16 protein-coding genes are annotated in these 25,156 nt (G+C 41.0%); 1 reads left to right on the top strand and 15 read right to left on the bottom strand.

Translation table 11 applies throughout. The features are described 5' to 3' along the window. Positions 1 to 238 precede the first annotated feature (238 nt). The 9 genes from EAL04_RS04505 to rplU all read right to left on the bottom strand — a co-directional run bounded on the left by EAL04_RS04505 (position 239) and on the right by rplU (position 8,283). Positions 239 to 1,234 (bottom strand): alginate lyase family protein, encoded by a 996-nt coding sequence (locus tag EAL04_RS04505; protein WP_120973587.1) that lies wholly within the window; start codon positions 1,232 to 1,234, stop codon positions 239 to 241. Between the two features lie 36 nt (positions 1,235 to 1,270). Beyond that, entirely contained in the window at positions 1,271 to 2,353 is a 1,083-nt protein-coding gene (obgE, locus tag EAL04_RS04500; protein WP_120973584.1) for a GTPase ObgE, read from the bottom strand. A gap of 19 nt (positions 2,354 to 2,372) precedes the next feature. Next, positions 2,373 to 3,179, bottom strand: a complete 807-nt coding sequence (locus EAL04_RS04495) for an ABC transporter ATP-binding protein (RefSeq protein ID WP_000770466.1) — start codon at positions 3,177 to 3,179, stop codon at positions 2,373 to 2,375. Further along, the gene (locus EAL04_RS04490; RefSeq protein ID WP_000599881.1) at positions 3,176 to 4,039 is read right to left on the bottom strand and encodes an ABC transporter ATP-binding protein; all 864 of its coding nucleotides are present in this window, start codon (positions 4,037 to 4,039) and stop codon (positions 3,176 to 3,178) included. The genes EAL04_RS04495 and EAL04_RS04490 overlap by 4 nt, the downstream gene beginning before the upstream one ends. An 11-nt stretch (positions 4,040 to 4,050) precedes the next feature. Next, positions 4,051 to 4,908 carry an ABC transporter permease gene (locus EAL04_RS04485; protein WP_000443383.1) on the bottom strand — a complete coding sequence of 286 codons (858 nt, stop codon included), beginning with the start codon at positions 4,906 to 4,908 and terminating at the stop codon, positions 4,051 to 4,053. Continuing rightward, positions 4,908 to 5,912 (bottom strand): ABC transporter permease, encoded by a 1,005-nt coding sequence (locus tag EAL04_RS04480; RefSeq protein WP_000948002.1) that lies wholly within the window; start codon positions 5,910 to 5,912, stop codon positions 4,908 to 4,910. Before EAL04_RS04480 ends, EAL04_RS04485 begins: the two co-directional genes overlap by 1 nt. Before the next feature lie 10 nt (positions 5,913 to 5,922). Continuing rightward, positions 5,923 to 7,572 (bottom strand): ABC transporter substrate-binding protein, encoded by a 1,650-nt coding sequence (locus EAL04_RS04475; RefSeq protein WP_120973581.1) that lies wholly within the window; start codon positions 7,570 to 7,572, stop codon positions 5,923 to 5,925. A gap of 116 nt (positions 7,573 to 7,688) precedes the next feature. Beyond that, positions 7,689 to 7,955, bottom strand: coding sequence for a 50S ribosomal protein L27 (gene rpmA / locus EAL04_RS04470; RefSeq protein ID WP_120956185.1), 267 nt, complete (start codon positions 7,953 to 7,955; stop codon positions 7,689 to 7,691). Positions 7,956 to 7,968: 13 nt separating this feature from the next. Next, a complete protein-coding gene (rplU, locus tag EAL04_RS04465; protein WP_000119329.1) occupies positions 7,969 to 8,283 on the bottom strand; it encodes a 50S ribosomal protein L21 in 315 nt (104 codons plus the stop codon). 242 nt (positions 8,284 to 8,525) lie between these two features. On the opposite strand from rplU, the gene flgL reads away from it, so the two are divergent. Beyond that, positions 8,526 to 11,012, top strand: coding sequence for a flagellar hook-associated protein FlgL (gene flgL, locus EAL04_RS04460; protein WP_120973577.1), 2,487 nt, complete (start codon positions 8,526 to 8,528; stop codon positions 11,010 to 11,012). Positions 11,013 to 11,094: 82 nt separating this feature from the next. Here the strand turns inward: flgL and EAL04_RS04455 are convergent, their stop codons facing one another. The 6 genes from EAL04_RS04455 to imaA all read right to left on the bottom strand — a co-directional run bounded on the left by EAL04_RS04455 (position 11,095) and on the right by imaA (position 25,153). Continuing rightward, the gene (locus tag EAL04_RS04455) at positions 11,095 to 12,114 is read right to left on the bottom strand and encodes an aliphatic amidase (RefSeq protein WP_001215709.1); all 1,020 of its coding nucleotides are present in this window, start codon (positions 12,112 to 12,114) and stop codon (positions 11,095 to 11,097) included. A 193-nt stretch (positions 12,115 to 12,307) separates the two neighbouring features. Beyond that, positions 12,308 to 13,987 (bottom strand): bifunctional chorismate-binding protein/class IV aminotransferase, encoded by a 1,680-nt coding sequence (locus EAL04_RS04450; RefSeq protein WP_120973574.1) that lies wholly within the window; start codon positions 13,985 to 13,987, stop codon positions 12,308 to 12,310. Then, complete coding sequence (locus tag EAL04_RS04445; RefSeq protein WP_120973572.1) at positions 13,988 to 14,860, bottom strand: DUF2156 domain-containing protein; 873 nt, start codon at positions 14,858 to 14,860, stop codon at positions 13,988 to 13,990. A gap of 12 nt (positions 14,861 to 14,872) precedes the next feature. Then, positions 14,873 to 15,163, bottom strand: a complete 291-nt coding sequence (locus EAL04_RS04440; protein WP_120973569.1) for a chorismate mutase — start codon at positions 15,161 to 15,163, stop codon at positions 14,873 to 14,875. A gap of 4 nt (positions 15,164 to 15,167) precedes the next feature. Further along, the gene (gene lysA, locus EAL04_RS04435) at positions 15,168 to 16,385 is read right to left on the bottom strand and encodes a diaminopimelate decarboxylase (protein WP_120973565.1); all 1,218 of its coding nucleotides are present in this window, start codon (positions 16,383 to 16,385) and stop codon (positions 15,168 to 15,170) included. A gap of 47 nt (positions 16,386 to 16,432) precedes the next feature. Then, a complete protein-coding gene (imaA, locus tag EAL04_RS04430; RefSeq protein ID WP_120973561.1) occupies positions 16,433 to 25,153 on the bottom strand; it encodes an immunomodulatory autotransporter protein ImaA in 8,721 nt (2,906 codons plus the stop codon). Positions 25,154 to 25,156 lie beyond the last annotated feature (3 nt).

Raw genomic sequence — 25,156 nt, 5'->3', positions numbered from 1 at the left:
ATTATCCTTTAATGTGGTCTTATCAATAACGCTTATTATTTTAGTGTAAACAAGCATGCTTACAACTAAAACGATTCATTTTGATAATCATTTGCACTCTAAAGACGACTCAAGAGATACAATTGCGTTTATTTTAAACTCTTTTTGTAAATAATGCTGACTGAACCAAACTTTCTGAACCATTCACAAAAAAGATTAAAGCGCATGGCTATCGCTATCATCTTGAATGCAAAAAAATTCATGGCGATCGGAGTTTCAACCTGAAACCATCTTCATGCAAATCGCCTTGCTTTAAAAGTTCATCCGCGCTAGGGCTAGAATAATGCTTGGCTAAAATAATGAAATAGGCGTTGTTATGCACCCCAATAAGGTTAGGCTGGAAATAGGGGAAAGTTTCAGGGTTTAAAATCCATGTTGCGGCTTTGTTATACGCCACAGAAAGTCTTTTGCCGGCTCCACTACCCCACAAATCATACCCGTTCTCAAAAAGCAATTCACCTGATATAGTTAGCGCAAGAAGCGCGAAATTGGTATAAGCTATCCCCTTAATGCCCTTTGTAGGGCCGCCATGATAATCGCTCGTATCGCTCCTAGTGATCGCGCTAGCAATAACCCCATTCTCATCTATGGCTTTAAATATCCAATCCTGCCACCGATTAGCGCTGTTTTGCAAAAGGGCATGATCATCTAGCGCTAACGCAGAGCTCACATCAAAGAGAATACCCCACGCTCCATGGTTAGTGTTAAGAGCTGATTGAGAATATTGGCGCATCCGCTTAATGAAATTTTCATATTCTGGGCTAGGGAATGCCTTTTTGACAAACCAATAAGCCATGTTCATATAAGGCATGTAGAAATTGATATTGTCCTCGCTTTGATAAGTGTCCACGCTTTGAAGCTCTTTAGCCCAAGCGTTTAAAATTTCTATAGCTTTTAAGCCGTATGGTTTGTTTTGGCTCACTAAATAACCTAGCGCTAAATCATAGGAAACCATAGCGGATTTTTTAAAACTCTTGGTGCATTTATCAGGCTCTCTAACCCCAGTAGAAGTGTAGTGTTTTGATGCGTTAAGTTGCATGCATGGCTGTATTGTTTGGGAGAGCTTTTTATCAAGATGGAGTTTTTGGGGCAAATCTCTAGATTTAAAATCCCTAAAAAAGTAATCTTGCCCGGCGTAAGCTTGAACGCAAACGCAAACACCCATGAGTGATAAAAACAAAACAAATCTTTTCATTCCACGCCTTTATTTGAATGGTTTAAAAATAGCGTTTTAGGGTAACGCTTTTAACAACACAAATTTGAGCGCATGCGTGTTGAGAGTGCTAATTGCTGAAAGGGGCAAGACAAAGAGCACTGATTGTTCATTAGGGCTATTTTCAAAATCGCTGGTTAAATTGGGGTGTAAAAACCCTAAATACGGCTCTAAATCAAACGCGTTTAATTTCTGCGTTTCTAAGTTTAAAAAGGCGCAAAAATCCTTAGTCATCTCATCAATGTTTTCTACAACATCGCATTTATTGAGCAACACCCCAAAAGGCTTATTGGCTAAAGCGGGTGAAAATTTTTCCAACTCCAATCTCAAGCGTTGGTATTGCTCTTTAATGCCCAAATCCAGCCTAGAAGCGTCTAAAACAAAGGCTAGAACTTTGGTGCGTTCAATGTGTTTTAAAAAGCTAATCCCTAAGCCCTTTCCCTCACTAGCCCCTTCAATAATGCCAGGAATATCCGCCATTAAAAATTCGCTTTTTTCATCCACGCTCACAACCCCTAAATTAGGCACTAGAGTCGTAAATTCATAGTTAGCGATTTTAGGCTTAGCGTTAGAGATGGTGGAAATGAGCGTGGATTTACCCGCATTAGGGAAGCCCACTAACCCTATATCAGCGATGAGCTTTAATTCCAAACGCACGCATTTTTCAACCCCCTCTAAGCCTTTTTGCGCGTAAGTGGGTTGCTGTTTGGTCGCGCTTTTAAAATGTGCGTTCCCTAACCCTCCCTTGCCTCCTTTTAAGGCTAACACCCTTTCTTTAGGTTCCACTAAATCAAGCCACAACTCATCACCTACAAAAACCTGCGTTCCTGGCGGCACGACAATAATCTTGTCTTCGCCCTTTTTGCCTGCGCAATTTCGTGTGCCTCCTGGAGCCCCGTTTTTAGCCTTATGGTGTCTGGTGCCTCTAAAACTCGCTAAAGTGTCGGTATTGTTATCCACTTCAAAATACACATCGCCCCCATCGCCCCCATCGCCCCCATCAGGGCCTCCCTTGATGACAAATTTTTCTCGCCTAAAACTCACCATTCCAGCCCCCCCCTTACCCGAAGCGATGATGATTTCCACGCTATCTACAAACACAGCTTAAATACCCTTTCTTTTATTCAGCAAATCTTTGCATGGATTTTTCCAAATGCGGCACCGCATTGAGTAATTTCTGCGTATAAGGGTGCTTTGGAGCGCTTATCACGCTATCCACATCCCCGGTTTCTACGATTTGCCCTTGATTCATCACGATGATTTTATCGCTAATATGCTCCACCACCCCTAAATCATGGCTGATAAAAATATAAGTCAGCCCCATTTCTTTTTGCAAATCCAAGAGCAAATTCAACACTTGCGCTTGAATGGACACGTCTAACGCAGACACAGGCTCATCGCAAATCACCACGCTAGGATGCAAAATGAGCGCCCTAGCAATGCCGATTCGTTGCCTTTGACCGCCTGAAAATTGGTGGGGGTAACGATCGATCCATTCTAATTTCAAGCCCACTTTTTGCATGATCTCTAGCACTTTGGCTTTGATTTCTTTTTTTGAAAAGTGAGAATTTAACAGCAAGGGTTCAGCGATGATCTCGCCCACTTTCCACCTTGGGTTCAGGCTAGAATAAGGATCTTGAAAAATCATTTGCACCTTTTTGCGGTAATCAAACCAATCCTGTTTGCTGAAATGCAAATGGCGCTTACCATTGAAATAAATCGCCCCACTATCTTGCCTTTCAATCCCGGCTAAAATTTTTGCTGTCGTGCTTTTCCCACAACCGCTCTCCCCCACGATGCTTAAAACTTCATTTTGCTCCACTTCAAAACTGATCCCATTGAGCGCATGGATCACTCTTTTAGGCTTGAATAACCCCCTGTCTATCGCATAGGATTTTTTCAATTCTTTAATTTCTAAGAGTTTCATCGTAACTCCTTTGGAAAACTCAAATAATCTATATTTTCATCCACGGTTTCTAAGCGTTTTTTGCGGTATTCTTTGCCCGGTTTAGGGATCGCACTTAAAAGAGCTTTGGTATAAGGGTGTCTTGGATCAGCAAAAAGCTCTTTGGCGCTTGCTTGCTCCACCACATGCCCTTTATACATCACCACCACTTCATCAGCGATTTGCGCCACCACGCCTAAATCATGGGTGATAAACAAAATAGAAGTGCCTTTTTTTTGCTGCAATTCTTTCATCAATTCTAAAATTTGCGCTTGAATGGTTACATCTAACGCTGTCGTAGGCTCATCAGCGATCAAGATTTCAGGCTCACACACCATAGCCATAGCGATCATCACCCTTTGGCGCTGCCCTCCGCTGAGATTGAAAGGGTATTCGTGGTATTTATCCCCTGCATGGGGGATGCCCACGCGCTCTAATTCATAGACCACCCTTTCTAAGCGTTCTTTTTTATTAAGGTTAGGGTGGTGGATTTTCAACACTTCATTGATTTGAAACCCCACCGTGTAAGAAGGGTTTAGGCTCGTCATAGGCTCTTGAAAGATCATGCCAATTTTTTTACCCCTGATTTCTTTTTGCATCTGCTTTTCTTTGAGTTGCAACAAATCCTGCCCTAAAAATTGAATGCTCCCCCCCACAATTTGACCCGGTTTTTCAATCAACCCTAAAATAGAGAGCGAAGTGATGCTTTTCCCGCTCCCGCTCTCCCCTACAATGCAAAGCGTTTGAGACTTTTTCAAGCCAAAACTCACGCCATCCACCGCTTTATTCACGCCCTTATCGGTGAAAAAATAAGTTTTTAAATCTTTAACTTCTAAAATCATGCAAGCTCCTTTTAAGAGGCCCGTTTAGGATCTAAAGCGTCCATGATGCCATCGCCTACCAGATTAAAACTCATAACCGTTAAAAAAATCATCACCCCAGGGAAAACAAGCATCCAAGGAGCGGTAGCGATGTATTGCATGGAATTCATCAGCATCGCTCCCCATTCGGGTTTGGGAGGTTGGGCCCCAAGACCTAAGAAGCTCAGCGCGGCTGCTTCTAAAACCGTGGAAGCAAAACCCATTGTCGTTTGCACGATCAAAGGGATAATGCAATTAGGGAAAATCACCTTACACATTAAACGAAGATGCGAAGAGCCATTGATTTTAGAAGCGATCACGTATTCTTTTTCTTTTTCGCCTAGCACAGAACTGCGCACCAATCTTGCAAACCCAGGAATCCCCACAAACCCAATAGCGAGCATGGCGTTAGTGAGTGAAGGCCCTAACACCGCGACCACAATGACGATCAATAAAATGGAGGGCAAAGCGAACATGATGTCCATGATACGCATGATAATTGCATCTGTTTTCCCTCCAAAATACCCCGCTATTAGCCCTAATATCGTGCCAAAAAAGACTGCAATCCCCATAGAAACAATCCCTATGGTTAAAGAAATCCTGGCCCCATAGATCAAGCGGCTCAAAATATCGCGCCCCAAATCATCGGTGCCTAAAAGGTATTTGGCATTCCCCCCATGCTCCCATATAGGCTTTAAAAGGCGATCTTGTGCGTTTTGCACATAAGGATCATGCGGGGCTAAAAGGGGCGCAAAAACAGCGCAAACCACCAACAAAAGCACAATCCATGCCCCAACGACAGCCGCCTTATTTTTTTTGAATTGTTGGATAAACTCTCTAAAAGACTCCATTATGACAACCTTATTCTAGGATCAATAAAAGCGTATAAAATATCCACTAAGAGATTAGCCCCAATATACATCATGGCGATAATCAAAGACATGGACTGGATAATCGGGAAATCGCGTTGGTTGAGCGCATTAACGATCCACTTGCCAATCCCAGGCCATGAGAAAACCGTTTCAGTTATCATGCTCCCCCCTAAAAGCCCAGCCAGCATCAAGCCTGCGATAGTCGTTACAGGGATTAAAGCGTTACGCAAAGTGTGCACAAAAATCACCCTAAAGGAGCTACACCCCTTAGCTTTAGCGGTGCGCACATAATCTTCTTTAGACACTTCTGCCATGCTCGCGCGAGTCATTCTGGCAATAACAGCGGTAGAAACCGTGGCTAACACAATGCTAGGCAAAATCAAGTGCTTGATCGTATCCACAAACGCCCCATAATCCCTTGCAATCAAGCTGTCTATCAAATAAAGACCTGTAGGGCCATCTAAATAATACACATCGCTCAAACGCCCAAAAACAGGCAACCACCCCAATTGCACGCTAAAGATATAAATCAGCATAAGCCCTAGCCAAAACACGGGCATAGAAATCCCGGCTAAAGCGAAAGTCATGCTGGAATAATCAAACACGCTATAGCGTTTGATCGCCGCTAACACGCCAACGCTAATACCCAAAACAAGAGCCATAAACAAAGCGATCAAAGCCAATTCCACCGTAGCCGGGAATCGTTGCCAAAACTCATGCATCACAGGCTCACCAGTCATGATAGAAGTGCCAAAATTGCCATGCAACACATTATTGATAAAGAAAAAATACTGCTCTATCAAGGGCTTATTCAAGCCAAATTGCTCCCTTAAAGCGTCAATAGCGGCTTGATTGGCCTTTTCGCCTAAAATCACTAACGCCGGATCTCCTGGCACTAAATGCACCATCATAAACACGATAATGCTCACTCCAAACAGCGTGGGAATCGCCCACAAAATACGCTTAATGATAAAACTCAGCATGCAACCCCTTTCATTTTTCTAAATACACCTTAAAGAAGCGATTCACGCTCACTCCGGTCGTTTTATAGCCTTTGACTTTAGACAAGTGCGGCACCACTGAATAAGGATAAGCTAAAGGCACATAGGGCGCGTCTTTATGGATAATTTCTTGAGCCTTTAAATAAAGGGCTTCCCTCTCCTTTTGATCCGAAACCCGTTTAGCCTTTATGAGCAGATCGGAAAAGGCGTCGCTCTTATAAAAGGAACCATTTTGAGTGGGTATAGCTGAAGCAGCTTGCTTGCTCCATAAGGTGTATAAGAAATTATCCGGATCCGCAATGTCTGCCATCCAGCCTGCAAACGCCATTTCATGTTCGCCCAGGCCCGTTCTTTTCAAATAAGCCCCCCACTCATACACTTCAATTTTCACATCAATGCCAATTTTAGCCAAGCTCGCTTGTATGAACACCGCTCCTTTTGGGTTACGAGTGGAAGTGGTAAAAATAGTGGTTTTAAAGCCGTTAGGATACCCCGCTTGTTTCAGTAACTCTTTAGCCTTTTTCAAATCGTATTCATAGGGTTTGATGTTGTAGTTATAACCCCATATAGTGGGCGGGAAAGGATTGACCATCTTTTGAGCAAAGCCTTCATAAATCACCTTAATGTAATCATCCACATTAATCGCATGATTGATAGCTAAACGCACTAAAGGGTTGTTAAAATACTTTTTTTGCGTGTTTAATGAAAGCCAATTAGCGATCAGCCCGGGGCTTTTATCCACCACGATATTAGGAAGTTTTTCTAACTGCTCCACTTCATTGAGGTTAGGCCCGGTCATGAGCATGATTTCGCCAGTTCTTAACGCCAGGGCACGAGTGGAAGAATTAGGAATGGTGCGCACCACCACTTTGTCCAAATAAGCTTTAGGCCCCCAATAATCCTGGTTTTTGACCAGAATGATTTTTTCATCTTTATTCCACAAAAAGAATTTGAAAGGCCCTGTCCCAACAGGTTTTTTAGCCAACTCGTCTTTTTTATTGTTTTGAGCCAAATAATCAGCGTAATCCTTACTCAAAATGCTCAAAAAATCCATGCCTAAATTGGCTAAAAACGGAGCTTCTGGCCCATTAAGCGTGAATTTAATCGTGTAATCATCTAAAGCTTCAATGCTCTTGATAATATGAGACATGCCCATGCCTTCCCAATACTTATAGCTTTTAGCCCCCGGGCTATAGTATCGTTTAGCCTTATCCATCTGGCGCTCAAAAGAAAACAGCACGTCTTTAGCGCTAAACTCCACTTTTTTATTCCAATACTTCGTCTGGTGGAAATAAACCCCTTTGCGTAAATGAAAGGTATATACAAGACCATCTGGGGATATGTCCCAGCTTGTCGCTAAGGCCGGTTCAATTTCTGTGGTGCCGTATTTGAATTGCACGAGCGTGTCATAAATATTGCCCGTTGCCACATAGCTTTCGCCATCAGTTACTAAAGCCGGATCCATGCTCGATCCATCAGCGCCTCTTGCAAAAACTAAAACGCCTCCAAAACGCTTTTGTTCTTCAACAGAAATATTTTCTTTAGATGGATTAAGAGTGGCGTTTGGGCTTTCTGAAGCTTTCAAAAAAGACCCAAACAATAAAAGAAAAAAAAACAAACCCTTAACAAAAACATTATTCATAAGCCAGTCTCCACAACAAATTCTATAAAGGATAGAGATCTAAATTATAAATATTTTATTGCGTTTATAGGCGTTTGACAAACACCCAAAGGTTTAATTAACCTTTAAAGGTTACCCTACTCCCCAAAATTCCCACTAACTACAGAAACCTTTTTGCGGCTTCTGTCTTTATGCTCAAACTTCACAACGCCATCTATGAGCGCGTATAAGGTATGGTCTTTCCCCATGCCCACATTATTACCGGGGTGCATTTTAGTGCCTCTTTGGCGCACGATGATATTCCCTGCTCTCACAAATTCTGAGCCAAATTTTTTCACGCCTAAGCGTCTTCCTGCAGAATCTCTGTTATTCTGCGTGCTCCCTTGACCTTTCTTGTGTGCCATTGTTTAATACTCCTTATGCTACAATTTTAGTGATTCTCACACGAGTGAAATCTCTTCTAAAACCACGCTTGGTTTTGCTGTCTTTTCGGCGGCGTTTTTTGAAAGTGATGACTTTTTTGCTACGCCCTTCATTGATCACTTCCGCTTCAATTTTAGCCCCATTCACAAAGGGTTTCCCGCAAGAGAGTTTGCCCTCTTTGGATACGGCTAACACTTCCACTAATTCCACTAAAGCCTTAGGCTCTTTATTCATTTTATCCAATAAAACAATATCGCCTTCAACGACTTTATATTGCTTACCGCCATGCTTGAATATTGCGTATGACATTTCTATTCCTTAAAAATTGAACGCTCTTTTTAAAATAAACGCTTATTATAGTGAGTATTTGCTAAAATTTAACTTTAAATTTAGTTTAAATTCATATTAAAAGAATTTTTTTACTCAAAAACACCCCATTTAACCCGCCATTATTCCTCCGCATTGCCCCACTCAAACCACTCGCAATTGTTATTAAGCTTATTTTGGAATACTTTTAGCTTGTTTGTTAAAAAACCAATAAGGATTTGATCATGCGCGTTACCTTTGGCTCAAAATACAACCAAATGAATCACTACCAAAACGCTTTACAAAATAAAATCAATGACGCTAACACGCAGATCGCTTCAGGGCTAAAAATCCGTTATGGTTATCAAAACAGCGACATTAACAACCAGAATTTAAAATTCCAATACGAAGAAAACACCTTAGATCAAGGCATTGATGTGGCCCAAAACGCTTACACTTCAACGCTCAATACCGACAAAGCCTTGCAAGAATTTTCTAAAACGATGGAGGCGTTTAAAACCAAACTCATCCAATCCGCTAACGATGTGCATTCAGAAACTTCTCGCGCCGCTATCGCTAACGATTTAGAACGCTTAAAAGAGCATATGATAAATGTTGCTAACACTTCTATAGGGGGGGAATTTTTATTTGGGGGCAGTAAGGTGGATAGACCCCCCATTGATAGTAATGGGAAATACCATGGCAATGGCGAAGATTTAAACGCGCTTATTAGCTCTGATAACCTTGTGCCTTATAATATCAGCGGGCAAGATTTGTTTTTAGGCGCGGATAAAGACAAACACAAACTCATTACCACCAACATTAAATTACTCAATCAAAACAAGCTCCACCCTGATGTGATGGACGCTTTAGAGCATTCTTCATTGCCTGAAGAAGTTTTCATTAAACCCAGCGATACCTTACGAGAACTCATCGGCGATAACGATAAAGATCCCACCAATGACCCTAAAGAGTTTTTTTATTTGCAAGGCGTTAGGCCTGATGGCTCTAGTTTTAAAGAAAAATTCGTGCTGGATAAAGCCTATCAAAACAAAGAGAGTGCGACTAAAGTGAGCGATTTGTTGGATAAAATCGCTCACGCTTATGGGAACACTTCGCAAAATAAAGTCGTGGATGTGAGTTTGAACAATTGGGGGCAAATTGAGATTAAAAACCTAACCCCCGGCAGTGAAAATTTGGATTTTCATTTGATTTCTAGCGATGGGGATTTTGATGATTTAGACGCCTTGCGTTCGAGCGCTAAAAGGGTTACTGAGTATGTCAAAAGCGCGTTTGTAACGGATAGGAGTTTGAGCCAAGTTAAAGCGGTGCCTAACATGTATAATCCCAAGGTGCTTGAAATCCCTAGCGTGTTTATCACTAAAGACAATGTTTTAGCCAACAAAAACACTAAATTGAGCGAGATTTTTGGCGATAAGGTGGAAACTTTAAAAATCAACGCCAGCCGTTTGGGCGATACAAGCGCTATTCAAATCCCAAACCTCCCTATTAATTTGGATATTCCCATTCTTTTAGATGTGAAAAATTCTACGATTAAAGATTTGAAAGACGCAATCAAAGAACGCTTCAATAATGAAGTGGATGTGGAAATTGCAACCAACGGGCGTTTGAGGATCATTGACAATTCTTCTAAAGAATCGCCTATTTCTTTTGCCTTAAGCACCTTGGATCAAAAAGGGCTGGAAGTGGCCGGTATCCCCACTAATAACGCGAGCGAATACCAAAAAACCTACTTCAATAAAGAAGGGGCAAAATTAGAAAGCAATGTCGCTCAGATCGCTCAAAATGGCGCGGCTAATGGCTCTACTAAACTGAGTGAAGTCTCTAAGGGGAGTTTAGAAAATAGCGTTTTTAACATGAAATTAAACGATGTGAATGGTTCGTTTTTAGAAGCGCAAATAAACTTGGATCCTAATGGGGCTTTTTTGAGTTTGCCTAATGGCGTTAAAATCCCGCTTTATGACCCCACAACCGCTGACATTCAAGCGTCTAAACCCAATGAAGTCACTTACAGGCAGCTCATGGATGCGATGAGTATCGCGCTCAATTACAGCAATACTGACCCTGCAATCTACCAACAAATCAGCGATAACCCCACTTCAAAAGAAAGCAAGGAGCAATTTATTGGATTGTTAAAACAAGCTAAAGACAACCTTTCTATTAATTTGAATGAAGAGGGTAAAGTCATTATCCAAGACAACATGCATTCAAACACCAAAATGCAGTTCATGCTTTTTGATAAAGACGCGAATGATTTTTCTCAAAACGCCTTGCACAGCGACAAACCAAGCCTTAAATTAAACGCTAATAACGCTTTAATTATTGACAAGCCAAGCGTGAATTTTTTTGATCAATTAGAAAATATTATCACTTCTGTAAGAAAAGGGATTTATCGCCCGGACGCTTTAGGGGATACTTATTCTAGCGATATGCGTAATTTAGGCATTCAAAACGGCATCACCCTTATAGATCACTTGAGCGATCACATAGAAAAAATGATCGCTAAAAACGGCGCTCATGGTAAGGCGTTTGAGAACATTATCAGGCGTAATGAAGTTTTAAAAACGCAAGTTCAAAGCATTCGTGGGGAAACGACCGGCACGGATATGGCAGAAACTTATAACAAGTTTTCCAATCTCACCAACAATTATAACGCTGTTCTGGCTTCCACGAACAAAATCAATAATTTGTCTTTAACGAAATACTTGTAATCTTTTGATGGTTTTTAAGCGTTCTAAAAAGAGGTATTAAAATGCCTTTTAAGCTTCTATGAAGCCCCCCTCCTTTTGCCCTTTATTTCGTAGGCAAATCGCCTACAGGACAAGCGGCCACACCCACGCTTGGGCGAGTGAATTTTTCTACATTTTCTTGAGCTTTTTTGGGGTCATTAACCCAAGTTTTATAGAACTCAAAAGGGCATTCCGCCACACCCTTATCCCCATCGCCACTAGCAAAAACCCCACTATAACCTCTGTGTAAGAGTTTGAAGAGTTGGTTTTGGCTTTGGTCGTATTTCCTCGCATCACGGATTTGTTGCACAGAAAGCTGAGCGTATTGAAGACCATTTTCTTCTTCCCCGCATTCGCCCAAAGTATGCCCGTCAAAACCAATAATGCTAGAATGCCCAAAATAGGAATACACCCCATCAAAGCCGGTCGCATTCGCTACCGCTACATAACATTGATTAGCCCACGCCATAGCTTTCACTATCGCAATTTGTTGCTCCTTGGCCGGATACATGTAACCTTGACAGCGCACAATGAGTTCTGCCCCACGCATCGCGCAATCGCGCCAAATTTCAGGGTAGTTCCCATCATCGCAAATGATCAAAGAAACTTTCAAGCCCTTAGGCCCATCAACCACATAAGTTTTATCCCCAGGATACCAGCATTCAATAGGGCACCAAGGCAAGATTTTGCGGTATTTTTGCACGATCTCACCCTTATCATTGACAAGAATCAAAGTGTTATAAGGATTCTTTTTAGCTTGCTCATGTTTTTCCCCAGTTAAAGAGAACACTCCCCAAACCTTGTTTTTCTTACAAGCCTCAGCAAAGATTGCGGTTTCTTCTCCAGGAACGCTTGCAGCTGTGTCAAACATTTCTTGTCTGTCATACATAATCCCATGCGTGCTGTATTCAGGGAAAATAATCAGATCCAATCCGGGCAAACCTTGTTTGACCCCACCAATCACCTTAGCGATATTGCGACAATTTTCCAACACTTGTTCTTTAGTGTGGAGTCTAGGCATCTTATAATTAACTACCGCTACACCCACAGTATCGGGGCTGCTACTAATATCTCCATGTCTCATATTATGTTCCTTGTTTTTTGATGAGAGTTCCTACAAACCCTCTACTTGAATTTATAAAATAATTGTGTAAACGGATTTATAATGAATATGAAAACTTTAATCATTATGATTATTGTGGGCGAGTTTTAACTTTTTTGCTCCATTTAGTAACCTATTTCTAAAAATGAGGTTTTAGCCGCTTCTATTTTTATGGTTATTTGATTTTCACTTCCACTAAGCCATATAGCGCGTTAATGCAATAGATTTTAGCCGCTCTTTGCAAGTCTTGTAATTTTAAAGGGGCATGCTCAACAAGACCTTTTTTTAAAAGCCCCATTACACCCGTCCCGTTTAACGCGCCCGCGCTGAAATAAGGGGTTAAAAGCTTATTATGGATTTCTAAAATAAGGTTGCTCCTAGCGCCCTCAGTGAGTTCTAGATCCTGGTTATAAAAGATTTCATCAAACATAACGCCTTTTTTAATGAGCGCTCGAGCCTTTTGATAAAAAGGGGCGTAAGTGGTCTTATGGTATAAAAAATCATTGTGTTTATCAATGGGGGCTTCACTCAAACGGACTTCTAAGCTTTTTAAAGGCTCTAAGGTTTTGTATTCTTTAATGAGCTTGCCCTTTTTGTTGAGTAAAACCCTTAAAACCCCTTCTTTTTCTAATTCAAAGTCTAAAAGATTTTCATCGTATTTAAAGTTAAAGTATTGGGCGCTATTCATTAAGCGTTCTTTATGGGCGTTTTTATTATTGATCTCTAATTTTTGATCCTTTTTGATAATTTTCATCGTCTCCACGATCTCAAATTCTATTTTGGGCATCACAAAAAAGGATTTTAAAAAGCTCTCTTCATATTCCTTTGGCGCTTTACTTTGATAAGTTACCCCACTCCCTACCCCCAAATGCAAAAAATCTTCATGCGTTCTTTTTTCTAAAGTGCGGATAGGCACGCTAAAAAGGGCTTTTTTTTCTCCAACCATGCCTATCGCCCCGCAATACACCCCCCTAGGGCGTTTTTCTAAATCTTCAATGATTTGCATGGTTTTTATTTTAGGGCATCCGGTCACAGAGCCACAAGGGAACAACGCCTTAAAAATTTCAAACAAGCTGGTTTTTAGGGGCAATTGAGCTTCAATCTCGCTTATCATTTGATACACGCTCGGCAAGCTAATAATTTCAAACAATTGATTGACTTTCACGCTATTTTTTAAAGCCAAGCGGCTCAAATCGTTACGCAATAAATCCACGATCATCACATTTTCGCTTCTGTTTTTGTCGTCATTTTGCAAAAACAATCGGTTTTTTTCATCTATCAAGGGATTATTTGAGCGAGCGATCGTGCCTTTCATGGGTTTTGTGATAATCTTAATCGCTGTGTCTAAAAACTCTAATTCAAAAAACAATTCCGGCGAAAAGCTTAAAATACTCCCAAACTCATTTTCTATCAAAGCCTTAAAAGGCGTGTTTTGGTTGTGTACCACTTCCTTAAAAACGCGCTTTGGTTTGGCTTTAGTGTCTAAAAATAAATCCATCGTGAGATTCACTTGATAGGTATCGCCGTTTTTGAGATGCTCCTTAACGGCTTTAAACTGCTTGAAATAAGTTTTTTGATCTAAAGGGCTGTGGATTTTAGGGTAAAACGCATGCTCTTTTAAAGGCTCTAAAGAATATTTTTTTCTTTCTAAAAATTGTTCAAAATACAAAAAAGGGGTTTGGCTTTGAAAATTTTCATCTAAAAACGCTAAACGCGCTTCATACAAAAGATACCCCACAAAATACCCCCTCCCCCTATTTTGAGAGATGAAATCCAGGGCGTTTTTAAGCTCATTGAAATTAGTGGCTGTGAGTTTTTTAACGCTTTTTTGATATTTAAAATCCCCAAAAATCATTTAATTTCTAGCAACGGCTTCGTATTTGTCTATCAAAAACACCGGGTTATAGCTCATTTTAGACCTTCTTAAGCCCTCTAATCCTAGATCTTCTTCTCTGTTAGCGTAAGTTAAATGGCTAAATTCATTCAAAAGCAATTGTTGGTTGATGATTTGATACGCGCCTGCAATATCTGTGCGGGCTTTTTCAATGTGGATGAGCGCGCTCTCTTCGTTTAAAACTTCCCCAAAACTAAACGAGACTATTTCCCCATTAACCCTAATAAGCCCCCCCTTTAAATCCAAACTTTCATAATTTTCTAAAACGCTTTGAATGCCCTTATTTTCGTTGATTAACCCTATATCATCGGTTTGGCTTTCTAAAAACCACGCTTTAGAGGCTTCTAAAACTTCCTTTTTATTTTGAGGAGAAATTTTTTCATAAACAAAATTCGCATAATTGGTTAAAAACTGGTTTAGGTGGTTTTTTTTCTTATGGTATTTTTTCCCTTTGAGCGCGATTAGTTCTTCAATAGAATAAACATAATCGCTCCTGTCTCGGTTGTAAGTGAAATCAAACACCCCTACAAAATTGTCTTTCAAATCGTCTTTTTGCTCTAAAGTCAGGGAGTGGAATCTTAAATTTTTTTCTAATTTCAAAAGCTCTTTTACGCATTCATGCGGCCTCTTACCGATAGGATAGAAATAAAAGGGTTTTTGGTTTTCATAAGTGGTTTGAATCACCAAGCAATCCCTAATCACCGCCACTTGAATGAGCCTTGCGTGCTGCCATAAAAAGCAATTGGTAAAACTCACATCTGATAAAACAATTTTTTGAGCGCTTAAAAACCTTAAAAACAAGTCCTTATGCGCTAGGGTAATTTTTTCAAACATAACAACTCTCTTTTATTTTTTTAACTCTTTGAGGGCGTTTTCTTGAAATTTTCTAGAAATCTTAAAAACCTCTGTATAAAAACCCGTAAGAATTTCTCCATTCAAATGTTTGAAGTCCCTTTGGCTGAGTCGTTTTAAAATTTCTTGCTCTCTTTTAGGGCAATAAATGGGGCTTTCTTGTTTGATGAGAGCGATTTTTAAAGCGATTTCTAAGCGTTTGTCTAAAAGATCGCTTAATTCATTATCCAATAAATCAATTTCAGCCCTTAAATTTTCTAAAAGACTATCCAAATTCTTTTGCATCTAATCAAACCCCTTTTAAGCCTTCTTCTTCTAGCCGCCATAAATCTTCTAAAGCCTCTCTTTTTCTTATCACTCTGATTTTGTGATCTTCTAGGGCTAATTCTAAGAGTTTGGGGCGCGAATTGTATTGACTGGCCATGCTAGAGCCATAAGCCCCAACCTTTTCTATGGCTAATTTATCGCCTGGCTCTAATTCTGGCAAATTGGCGTCTTTTAAAAAAGTGTCGCTGCTCTCGCACACAGGCCCTACCACATCGCAAAGCGAGATCTCACGCCCCTTAGAGGGCGTTATAACCCTTATGGCATGTTTAGCATGATACAAACTGGGGCGTAAAAAATCATTCATGCCCGCATCTACGATTACAAAGCGCTTGTTTTGAGCCTTTTTTTCATACAAAACCTGCGTGATCAATTCCCCACTCTCAGCCACGATCGAGCGGCCTGGCTCACAAATAATGGTCAAATCCAAGCCTTGAAGCGCGTTTAAAATCCCTTGCGCGTAATCATAAAGCTTGATCGTTTCTTCATTTTCATAGCTCACGCCAATGCCTCCGCCCACATCAAAAAAACGCAAATCTATCCCTAGCGCGATCAAAGATTTAGCGATTTTAGCCACCTTTTGGCTCGCTTCTATAATCGGCTCTAAATCTAAGAGCTGCGAGCCGATATGAAAATGCACGCTAACAGGCTCTAAAAACGCGCTTTTTTTAGCCCAAAGAAACATTTCTAAAGCTTCTTTTTCTCCCACACCGAACTTATTTTCTTTCAAACCGGTAGAAATATAGGGGTGCGTTTTAGCGTCAATGTTAGGGTTGATTCGAATGGAAATCCTAGCCTTTATCCCTAAAGATTGAGCGATTGTTTCAATCGTTTTTAATTCCATAAAACTTTCTACATTCAAAAATAAAATGTTGAGTTTTAGGGCTTGCTCTATTTCAAACGCGCTCTTACCCACCCCGCTAAACACGATCCTATAAGGCTTGATCCCGGCTTTTAAAGCCCTGTGTATCTCGCCTATAGAAACGCAATCCGCCCCACTCTCTAAATGCGCCAATAAAGAGAGGATACTCAAATTGGAATTCGCCTTTAAAGCGTAGCAAATCAAAGATTTACGCCCCTTAAACGCTTCTTTATAATTCAAAAAAGCCTGTTTGATTTTGTCAAAATCATAGAGGTAAAAAGGGGTTTTATAAGTTTGAAACAGCTCTTCATAATTAAACATGGAAAAACCTAACCATAAAATTTGAACGAAGCATTATAGCAAAAAAGCTAAAACGCCACTCGCATGCCCACATTCCCGGTTATATTAATGTCTTGGTATTGTAAGCCCATCTTAAGCCCCACCCCCGCATTCACATACATCAAACGCCACAAATGCATTTCGCCTCCTGTGATCACGCTCGCAAAAGTGTTAAAAACTTCCCCCTTGCGATACAATAAAGTGTTTTCGCCCACAAAACGCACCGTATTGCCGCCTTTAGATTTGATCAAAAGATCCCTACCTAGTCTCGCCGTTACAAAATAATAGGAATTTTGACCAAAATATTTACGGCTCTCCAACCCCATGTTGAGCGTTAAAACCGATTCGTTAGAGGGGTTTGAATGCATGAGAAATTGTTTGTAAGCGGCATCATTGCCTTTCATCCCGCTCAAGCCTATGAAATGATAGCTCAAGTCCACTTGAGGTTTTAGCACCACGCTTTTTTGTTTGAACATGAAATCATAGCCGTAATTCCCATTCACGCTCGTTGTCCAGGTGTTGTAGTTGTAGCGTTGGTTCAACACAGAGAGCAAAGAATTAGAAGAATTGATACTAGTTGCATTGCCTCCATAAGTTTCATTCGCGCTCAAAGTGAATTCGTTTCTTTTTAAAAAAGCCCTCGCATACATCCCCACATCCACATTATTACCCAAAGAATGCATGATGTTCCCATTAAAGTCGCTATAGCCATAAGCCACATAACCCCCAAGGATCACATTTTTAACCAACCGATCATAGCCCACATTCAAGCCATAAAGCGTGCCATTGCCCCCAGAAATAAAGCTCGCTCCTCCCACCCCTTGAACCCAAAGGTTATTTTGGTGTTTGCTGAGTTGAGAGTGTCTGACAAAAACCTCGCTAGGGTTAGGATCGCTAAAACGCTTGTTTTTAAGCTCTAACAAGCGATTAGAAAAATCAGACTCTCCCTCTCTAGCCCTAAAATCAGAGAGTTTTGTTAAACGGCTGGTTTGTTGGGTGTAACTCGCCAATTCTAAAAGGTTGGTAGCGTTATCCCTAAAATTAGGGTTAGAAATCAAGCTTGCGGTGTTTTGAAGATCTTTTGTTGCGTCTAAGATTTCATTCAAAGAGTGGTTTTCTAAATAAATTGGTGCAAAAAGCGGGTTTTCTTTAGTGTCTATCATCAATGTTGAAAGCCACTTGATAGCGTTCCCCCCAACAGCTTCAATTTGATTGAGTGCGCTTTGCCCTTGAATGCCCGCAATGTAATCTTGTAAGGTAGGGGGGGTAAAGTCCATGATCTTGTTGCCATAAGACATTTTAATCTGGTCATGAAGAACAGAAAGGCTTAAAATGTTGTTTTGATGGGCGTTGTTTGAGTTGGGCAACGCTACGCTCAATAATAACCCCTTATCTTGTAATAAAACCCGTTGGCCCAAATAAGTCAATACGCCGTTTTTTTCCTCTATGTGGTTTCCGTTGATATTGATTAAGGTATAGAGCTTCAAATACGATTGCAAGCTATTAGGGTTGATATTGTAATCAATGTAACGGCTGCTTTTTAATAAAGTGTAAGTTCCGCCATTAGCCACGCTGACATTCATAAAAGGCGTTTGGGCGGTGTTGAGATTAATGATCCCCTCTGCTTGAATGAGCGGATTTACAGGCGTTTGAGAATTTTCTAAATTAAAATGGATCGTTCCCAAATTATTCAAAGCCCCCCCTACTTCTAACCCATAAATCCCGGTGCTTAAAGAAGCGTTTGAAGCGATCACTAAATTTTGAAGCACCTCTATTTTTTGCGTGGCGTTGTTGTTAAACGCTCCTTGAATGTTTAAGTTATTCGTTACAAAGCTAGCGTTGTTCTCTAACACCGCTTGGTTGGAAATAATAAGGTTGTTGGCTTGGAATTGAGCGTTATTGTAAAGATACAGGTTTTTAACGTTTGCAGAGCCTTTAATCTTTGAAAAATCAACCACCCCGTTAGCGTAAATATTGCCTGAAAAATTGAAATCATTCGCCGTAATTATCAAGCTCTCATCGTTATTGTTCAAGGCGATTGGCGCGTTATTTGACGCATTACTAGAAGAAGCGCCATTCGCGCTTTGGGCGCTAAACGCGCAAGGGTTTGTGGCGCTAGCTGTAGTTGGATCGCTTAGTTGCATGCAACTAGCGTTGATAAACAGATTGCCTTGAGACACGGAAACATTGTTACTAGCGGCGTTAATCTTAAGGCCGTTGCTGGCATCAAGCGTGGTGATGTTAATGTTAGAAACTTGATTAGACAATAAATTGAGCGTTCCAGCGTGGTTAGTGAATGAAATATGATTGTTTCCGGCAAAAATAAGCGAATTCCCTGCGTTAAAACTAAGCGTGCCTCCATTAGCGTTAGAGAAAGTGGAATTTTGCACAAAAACATTGCCTTGCGCGTTGAAACTAAAATCCCCTTTTTGCCACACTTGACTCAAGCCATAGGGAGCGAAGAGCCCCTTTTTACCAAGATTAGGGATCAAATCCCCCAAACCTTGTTCATAAATAGACCCTAAACCTTTAGCCGCTAGGATTTTGTCTAAAACGCTTTTAATCTGCTGGTTTTGCAGCAAGCTTTCTAAAGAATTGAGTGCGTCTTGGCCTAAAAATTCGCCAATCATTTGTTTGCCCAAAGCGGCTACATCGTTTTTTAAAGCGTCGCTCGGTTTGACAATATCTTGCAGCATCACGCTTATGATTTGCCCTATATCGTTAGCGGAAATAAAGCCGGTGATCTGATTGAACAACCCTTTTTTACTCAATAAATCATTGATGGACATGCTGCCTATAAGCTTTTCAGGGTTTTGCAAATCAATGCCCCCTAGTCCGGCTAATCCCCCCACTAACCCGGTCCAAAAGCCTAATTTTTGTCTGATCAAATCCTTAATCGCCGTGTTCAAACCGCTATCGTTCATGAGGTTATCAAAATTATTCTGCCCCAAAAGCTGGCTTAGGGTTTGATTTTTTTGTTCAGGCGTTAAATGCCCTCCAATCACGCTATCACTCCCTAATACATCCGCTATCAAATTCCCTAATCCCCCGGCTTTGTTAATGGATTGCACCGCCACTTCGCCCAAAATATTAGCGAGCCCGGCTTGATTGAAAACCTTATTAATGCCCTCTTGGCCTAGCATGCTAAAAATCCCATCGGTTTGCGAGCTTACAATATTAGCCTGGTTGAGAATGAGCGAAGTTTGGCTGTTAAAAGTTACGCTAGCGCTCCCCCCAGTCCCCCATGCGTTCCCGCTCCCTAAAGTGCCGGTAAGATAAATTTCTTTAGCGTTAAAAGTCGTGTCAATATAGCCCAAATCAGCCGAGCTAGACTCCAAAAGCTGCCCCAAATAAGTGCCTCTAAATTTTTGGCACACAATATCAGTATAATCGCAAGGCTTTTGATAGCCCAAACCCCCAAAAACCACCGCACTATTGGTGTCTGTTTGCCCTATTTTAGTCGCTCCTATAATCAAAGCGCCGTTATTGAAATTTTGCACCACCGAATTGTTTGCGTTATCAATCAACTCGTTAATGTTTTTCCAATCGCTAGGCGTGATGAGTTTGGTAAGCTGGTTTAGTGCATCGCCTTTTAAACCGCTCAAACTTGAAAGCGAAAAATCATTCCCTAATATCTTTTTGATTTCAGGGTAGAGTTTGAGCACCATTTGGCCTAACGCTTTGATATTATTGAAATCATAACCCTTGTTATAGATGTGCAACGCGCTAATAGGGTTGCCTTGCGCGTTATAGGTTTGCGAGACGACAGAAGACTCAGAGCTTAGATTGTTATTTTTCGTAGTGTTGTTACTGCCGTTAGCTTGATAGGATTGGTTGGGGTTGTAATAGCCTTTCACGCTGCTTGTGAGATAAAACACGCCTTGTGCATCATCGCTATAAGAATACACGCCATTAGCGTTGTTATAGACTTTTTGGTAGTTAAAGATTTCAGAGCCAATGTTATAGAGCGTGTTTTTAATACCCGGGATTTGAGAGAGCGTAACGCTTAGTTGGTTATTTTTAAAGCTCTCGGTGATTTTTAGGGCGTTATTAAGGGGGTTAGTGAAACTATAAGTTTGGTTTTTAGCATCATAAATCCCGTCATTGACGCGCATGCCAAAGAAGCTGATACGCTCATACCAATTACTATTCATGTCCGCTTGAATGATGTTATACACACGATTTTTATTATCGTTTAGATCGCTTAGTAAATCAATGTTAGCGATATTCAAACTCCCTTGATCGCCAAAAACAAGCTGGCTGTTTTTCAAATTCAGCACGCTGTTATTGTTAGGGTTTAAGAGGTTGCCTCCTAAACTTAAGGGCGCTTTAATATCAAGGGCTTGATGGAACGTGATGGGGCTTTGAGAAAAAGCGTTATCATAGAAATTAAACGCCGTGTTAGAGGTGATAGCGCTAGAGCCTTGAAAATCTAAAGAAGAGTTATTGCTTAAATTAAACTGCCCTCCTAAAGAGCTCGCTCCCTTAAACACGATAGAGGAATTACTCAAACTCGTAGTAATATTCGCTGAATTGAAATTAACCGCTCCGTTAAAATTAAGATGAGCGTTATTACTAGCAATCAAACTCGCATAATCGTTGATCGTGGCGTTGTTAGACACATTGATAGTGCTTTGGTTGAGGTTGAGCGAGCTGGTGTCGTTCAAATTCAAATCGCCTTGGAGTTCCAAGGTTGAATGGTTGCTCGCATTGATAGAGGCGTTTTGAGAAAGACTGATCGCATTGGCTTTAATACTGCTTGTCCCCACTGAAACGCTTAAATTGGAATTGTCAAACAACACGCTTTGAGCTTGCATTTGATACAAACCAGAGCTTAAATTCGTGCTGTTGGTGAAACTGATCGCATTAACGGCATTGAATTTAAAAACAGACTGCGTTGTCCCCACATAGCCTCTAAAAGAGCTGTTAGAAAAATCCAAATTCAAAGCGTTGAAACTAAAATTAGGGTTGCCTTTATTTTGCGCGGTATCGTCTATAAAATAGGAGTTTTGAGCCTGAATATTCGCGCTATTAGAAACAAAATTCATAGAAGAGCTTTGCGTCCCAGCGGCGCGGTTATACAAAGTTGCGTTCGTTAAAAGAATGCCTTGAAGCCCGTTAAAATTAAGGCTCGCGCCCCCACCGCTAGAAATGCGGTTCCCGCTTTCAATACTGCCGGTGATGTAAATCTTTTGCGCTTCATAATGCCCTGTGATAAAGCCTATGCATTGCAAATTCCAGCAATGCCCGCTCGCATCATTACTCCCTGCTCCCTTATTGTCCCCAAAGCGAATGATGGTATTAGATTGTGGCACATCGCTTAAGCTCGTCCATATGCTTTTAGCCCCAAAAACGATCGCGCTGTTTTGCCCGGTGAATGTTTGAGAAAATTCCGCCTTAGTGAATAGAGTTTTCCCGCTCGCATAAAAATCAATGCTGTTGTCGTAATAGTAAATGGTGTTGTTTGCATTCCCTAAATTATTGTTATAGCTATTAGGCATGTAGGTCATAAAACCGAGAGCGTTTTGATAATATAAATGATCCGATTTTTCCATATCCACATAATCAAACACCATGCCAACGCCCAAACGCCGGATAGAAATGCTGTTGGGTGAAAAAACCTCTTGAAAATTATAGGTTTGGTTGTTGAAAGAATACACCACATCATAGACGCCATTACCCGCACTAGAAACGAGTTTTTCATTGCTTGCCCCATGCCCTTGGTAGTTGATGAGCTGCCATAGATTTTTACTGAAAGCGTTGTTGTATTCAATTTCTTTAGAAGAGCTTACAAGGGTGATAGGGTTGCCATTAGTGATAGCTTCACCAATATTAATCACCGAATGAGCGCTAAAAACAATCGTTCCATCGCCAAAAGACAAAGGAGCGTTTAAATTTTTTAAAGTGATGTTATTGAGAGTAACCTGCCCTTTCACGCTCGTATTCGTAGGGCCATTAAAAGCCACATTATCAAAGGTTGCATTCCCAGAAATATTAACAGAGCCGGTATTATTAAAATTAGCGGTATTTTGAGAGCCATTAGTAGAGTTCCCAAAAACAGCGTTCCCGGCGATTTGCAAATTTGAATTAGCGTTAGTGAAATCCCCCACAAATGAAGTGGTTGCGTTAGAGTTATTGAAATTAAAAGAAGCGCTGTTGTTAAAGTTGGCGTTATTGAACGAAGCGTTTTTTGCGCCAATTTCAAACGAACCGCTATTGAACTGGTTGTTATTTGAAAAATTCAAGCTATCGCCGCTGAATTGGTAACTCCCTCCATTAAAGTTGGTGTTTTCAAAAACCGCTTGCCCTGCATTGAAAATGAATTTCCCGTCTTTGGCTTGGTTAGTGAAAGTTGAGCCATACACGGAAAGTTTGCCATTAGCGTTTAGCCCATTCAAATTCTGCGAATTGTCCATGTTTTGCGTGGAAAAAGTCATAGAGCTTGAATAAATCCCAGCGTTATGCTGCGTGATAGTAGCGTTAGCGATATTGATACTATCTACCCCATTAAAGACCAGATTGGCTGCCCCACCGGTGCCTATACGATTGCCAGAACGCAGATTCGCTGTGATATACACATGATAAGCGCTATAAGTGCCGTTAGTCGTGCCCGTGCATTGGTAATAGGGCCAAGGCCCGCAATGCCCATTAAGAGCGCTCCCTGAAGTGTCCCCAAAAGACACCGTGTCGCTAGAAGAAACGCTATTTCCAGTCCATGTTGAGTTATACCCAATCACCAAATTACTACCACTAGCACTAAAGGTCTGTTTAAACGAGTTAGTGTAGCTCCCCCATATTTGAACGCTCGGCAAGTAATAAGTCCCGCTCTCTGTAAAATTTTGGGATTTGGGGATGTAATATTTATGATCATACCAAGGCATGTTAGAATTAATATAATTTGAAGCGGATAAGTCAAATTGTGATCCGCTGATTGTAGGGGGTGGCGTGTAAGTTCCGCTCTCTAAAGCCTGGATGATAATGGAATTAGGGCCAAAAGTTTCTTGCAGTTTGTAGATAGTATCCCCTATTTTATAGCCCACTTGATAGACTTGTGGGGAGTCTTTAGTGGATGCAGAGGGCGAAGCATTAGCGGGTTTAGGTGTTGCAGCGCTTTCGCTCAAAAGCTGCCCGGTAACCCCATTGTAAGTGATCATATCCCACAAGCCTTGAGCGAAACTTTGCGGCTTTGAAGGGCCTTCAGTTGTTTTTAAAGCGTTTGTCAGGCCATTAAGCGCATGAGTTAAAAGATTGTTATAAGTGATCCCACCGCTAGAATTTAAAATCGTTACGCTCTTTTCACTCCCTAAACTTGTAAGGTTAAAAGTCGCCCCTTGAGCGAGAGTGATTTTAGAACTCCCAAAATCAAGGGTTGAGCCATTGTTCAAATCATTCTTACCGCTTAAAGTAACGCCACCATTAATGGTCATGTTGTTTGTATTAACAGGAGTGTTGAATGTCGTGTTATTAAAGCTCGCATCTTTTTCTATAGTGATTTTACCGGTATTATTGAAAGTGGCGTTATTAAAGGAAGCGTTTTGGATTGTTAGTTGGTGGTTTGAGTTGTTAAAGGCTTGCTGGAAATTCACAAAGCCTTTAAGAGTGGTATCGCCACCACTAAAAGAGCTGTTTTCAAACACAATTTGGGGGTGCTGAGCGCTGTTAGTTGGATTAATTTGGTTACTAAAAGTAAAAGTCCCCCCATTAAAGGAGCTGTTTTGGAAAGTGGCTTGATTGTCAAAAGTGTATGTAGCGTTGTTGAAATTCGCACCATTAAAGGAACTTGTGCCTTTAAAATTAAAACTACCGCTATTAAAAGCGGTGTTATTGGTAGCACTAAATCCTTTATTGAAAGTGAATGCCCCCCCATTCCATTTCGCCCCGCTAAAAGTGGCGTTCTCTTCAAAAGTGAAACTACCGCTTGCATTGCTAAAGGTCGTATTAGTAGCGTTGGTCGTCCCCTTAAAAGAATAGCTAGGCCCAGAAGTGGAGCAATTAGCCCCTACGCCCACACTAGCTAAAGAACTGCAAGTATCCCCACTTAAAGAAACCGAACCGATAGTAATAACGCTGTTAGCATTGCCTACATTCACTTGCGAAGTTTTAAACGCACTGATATTGGAATTGATAGTAACCTTATTAGCGTTCAAGTTTAAAGTGGCTGTGCCGGTGTGTGTGCCAGCTCCCGATCCCACACGATTGCCCACTTCTACGCTGTTATTCACATTGATAGTCCCAGCGCTAAAAGTAACATTAGTATGCCCGTTAGGATACCAAGAAGTGAAGCTATTCCCACTACTCGCACCTAGATTAAAGGTAGCGTTATTGCCTAATTCAATATTTAAATTCCCCCCATTATATTCCCCTCCGGTGTAGTTATACAGACCGCTTAAAAAATAAGTGCCGTTATCATTTTTTAAATTGGCTGTAATATTTTGGTTGTTTTGAGAGTGGTAGTAGTTAGCCGCATTACCCCCTGCCCAAGTTTTTGTGATGAGTTGGTTTCCTGTGTATTGTTGTGTTTTTTCCTCCCATTTGTCGCAACTCCATATAGCATACCATGGACGATGCACGCATACCCTCTGGCTTTTTTCCCCCCAACTAAGCCCTAAAATATCCGTTCCATCAGCATACGCCCCACTAGCAAACCCGCTGATGAGTAAAGGTGCAAGCCATAAAGGACGCTTTAAGATTGTTTTTTGATTTTGATGCGATCGTTTTATACTTTTTGGTTTCTTTTTAAACTTCTTCATTAA

Source organism: Helicobacter pylori (genome assembly GCF_003638305.1).
In the GTDB taxonomy this organism is placed as follows: domain Bacteria; phylum Campylobacterota; class Campylobacteria; order Campylobacterales; family Helicobacteraceae; genus Helicobacter; species Helicobacter pylori_DJ.
The sequence above is the reverse complement of the archived record's forward strand: the minus strand, read 5'-3'. Positions and strand labels throughout refer to the sequence as shown.

Bases quoted from the DNA above. Each gene is read 5' to 3' on its own strand.
- rplU (WP_000119329.1), bottom strand. From the start codon at position 8,283: ATGTCATACGCAATATTCAAGCATGGCGGTAAGCAATATAAAGTCGTT.
- EAL04_RS04480 (WP_000948002.1), bottom strand. From the start codon at position 5,912: ATGCTGAGTTTTATCATTAAGCGTATTTTGTGGGCGATTCCCACGCTG.
- EAL04_RS04475 (WP_120973581.1), bottom strand. From the start codon at position 7,572: ATGAATAATGTTTTTGTTAAGGGTTTGTTTTTTTTTCTTTTATTGTTT.
- EAL04_RS04450 (WP_120973574.1), bottom strand. From the start codon at position 13,987: ATGATTTTTGGGGATTTTAAATATCAAAAAAGCGTTAAAAAACTCACA.
- EAL04_RS04505 (WP_120973587.1), bottom strand. From the start codon at position 1,234: ATGAAAAGATTTGTTTTGTTTTTATCACTCATGGGTGTTTGCGTTTGC.
- EAL04_RS04490 (WP_000599881.1), bottom strand. From the start codon at position 4,039: ATGATTTTAGAAGTTAAAGATTTAAAAACTTATTTTTTCACCGATAAG.
- lysA (WP_120973565.1), bottom strand. From the start codon at position 16,385: ATGTTTAATTATGAAGAGCTGTTTCAAACTTATAAAACCCCTTTTTAC.
- EAL04_RS04455 (WP_001215709.1), bottom strand. From the start codon at position 12,114: ATGAGACATGGAGATATTAGTAGCAGCCCCGATACTGTGGGTGTAGCG.
- flgL (WP_120973577.1), top strand. From the start codon at position 8,526: ATGCGCGTTACCTTTGGCTCAAAATACAACCAAATGAATCACTACCAA.
- EAL04_RS04445 (WP_120973572.1), bottom strand. From the start codon at position 14,860: ATGTTTGAAAAAATTACCCTAGCGCATAAGGACTTGTTTTTAAGGTTT.
- rpmA (WP_120956185.1), bottom strand. From the start codon at position 7,955: ATGGCACACAAGAAAGGTCAAGGGAGCACGCAGAATAACAGAGATTCT.
- EAL04_RS04495 (WP_000770466.1), bottom strand. From the start codon at position 3,179: ATGAAACTCTTAGAAATTAAAGAATTGAAAAAATCCTATGCGATAGAC.
- EAL04_RS04485 (WP_000443383.1), bottom strand. From the start codon at position 4,908: ATGGAGTCTTTTAGAGAGTTTATCCAACAATTCAAAAAAAATAAGGCG.
- EAL04_RS04440 (WP_120973569.1), bottom strand. From the start codon at position 15,163: ATGCAAAAGAATTTGGATAGTCTTTTAGAAAATTTAAGGGCTGAAATT.
- imaA (WP_120973561.1), bottom strand. From the start codon at position 25,153: ATGAAGAAGTTTAAAAAGAAACCAAAAAGTATAAAACGATCGCATCAA.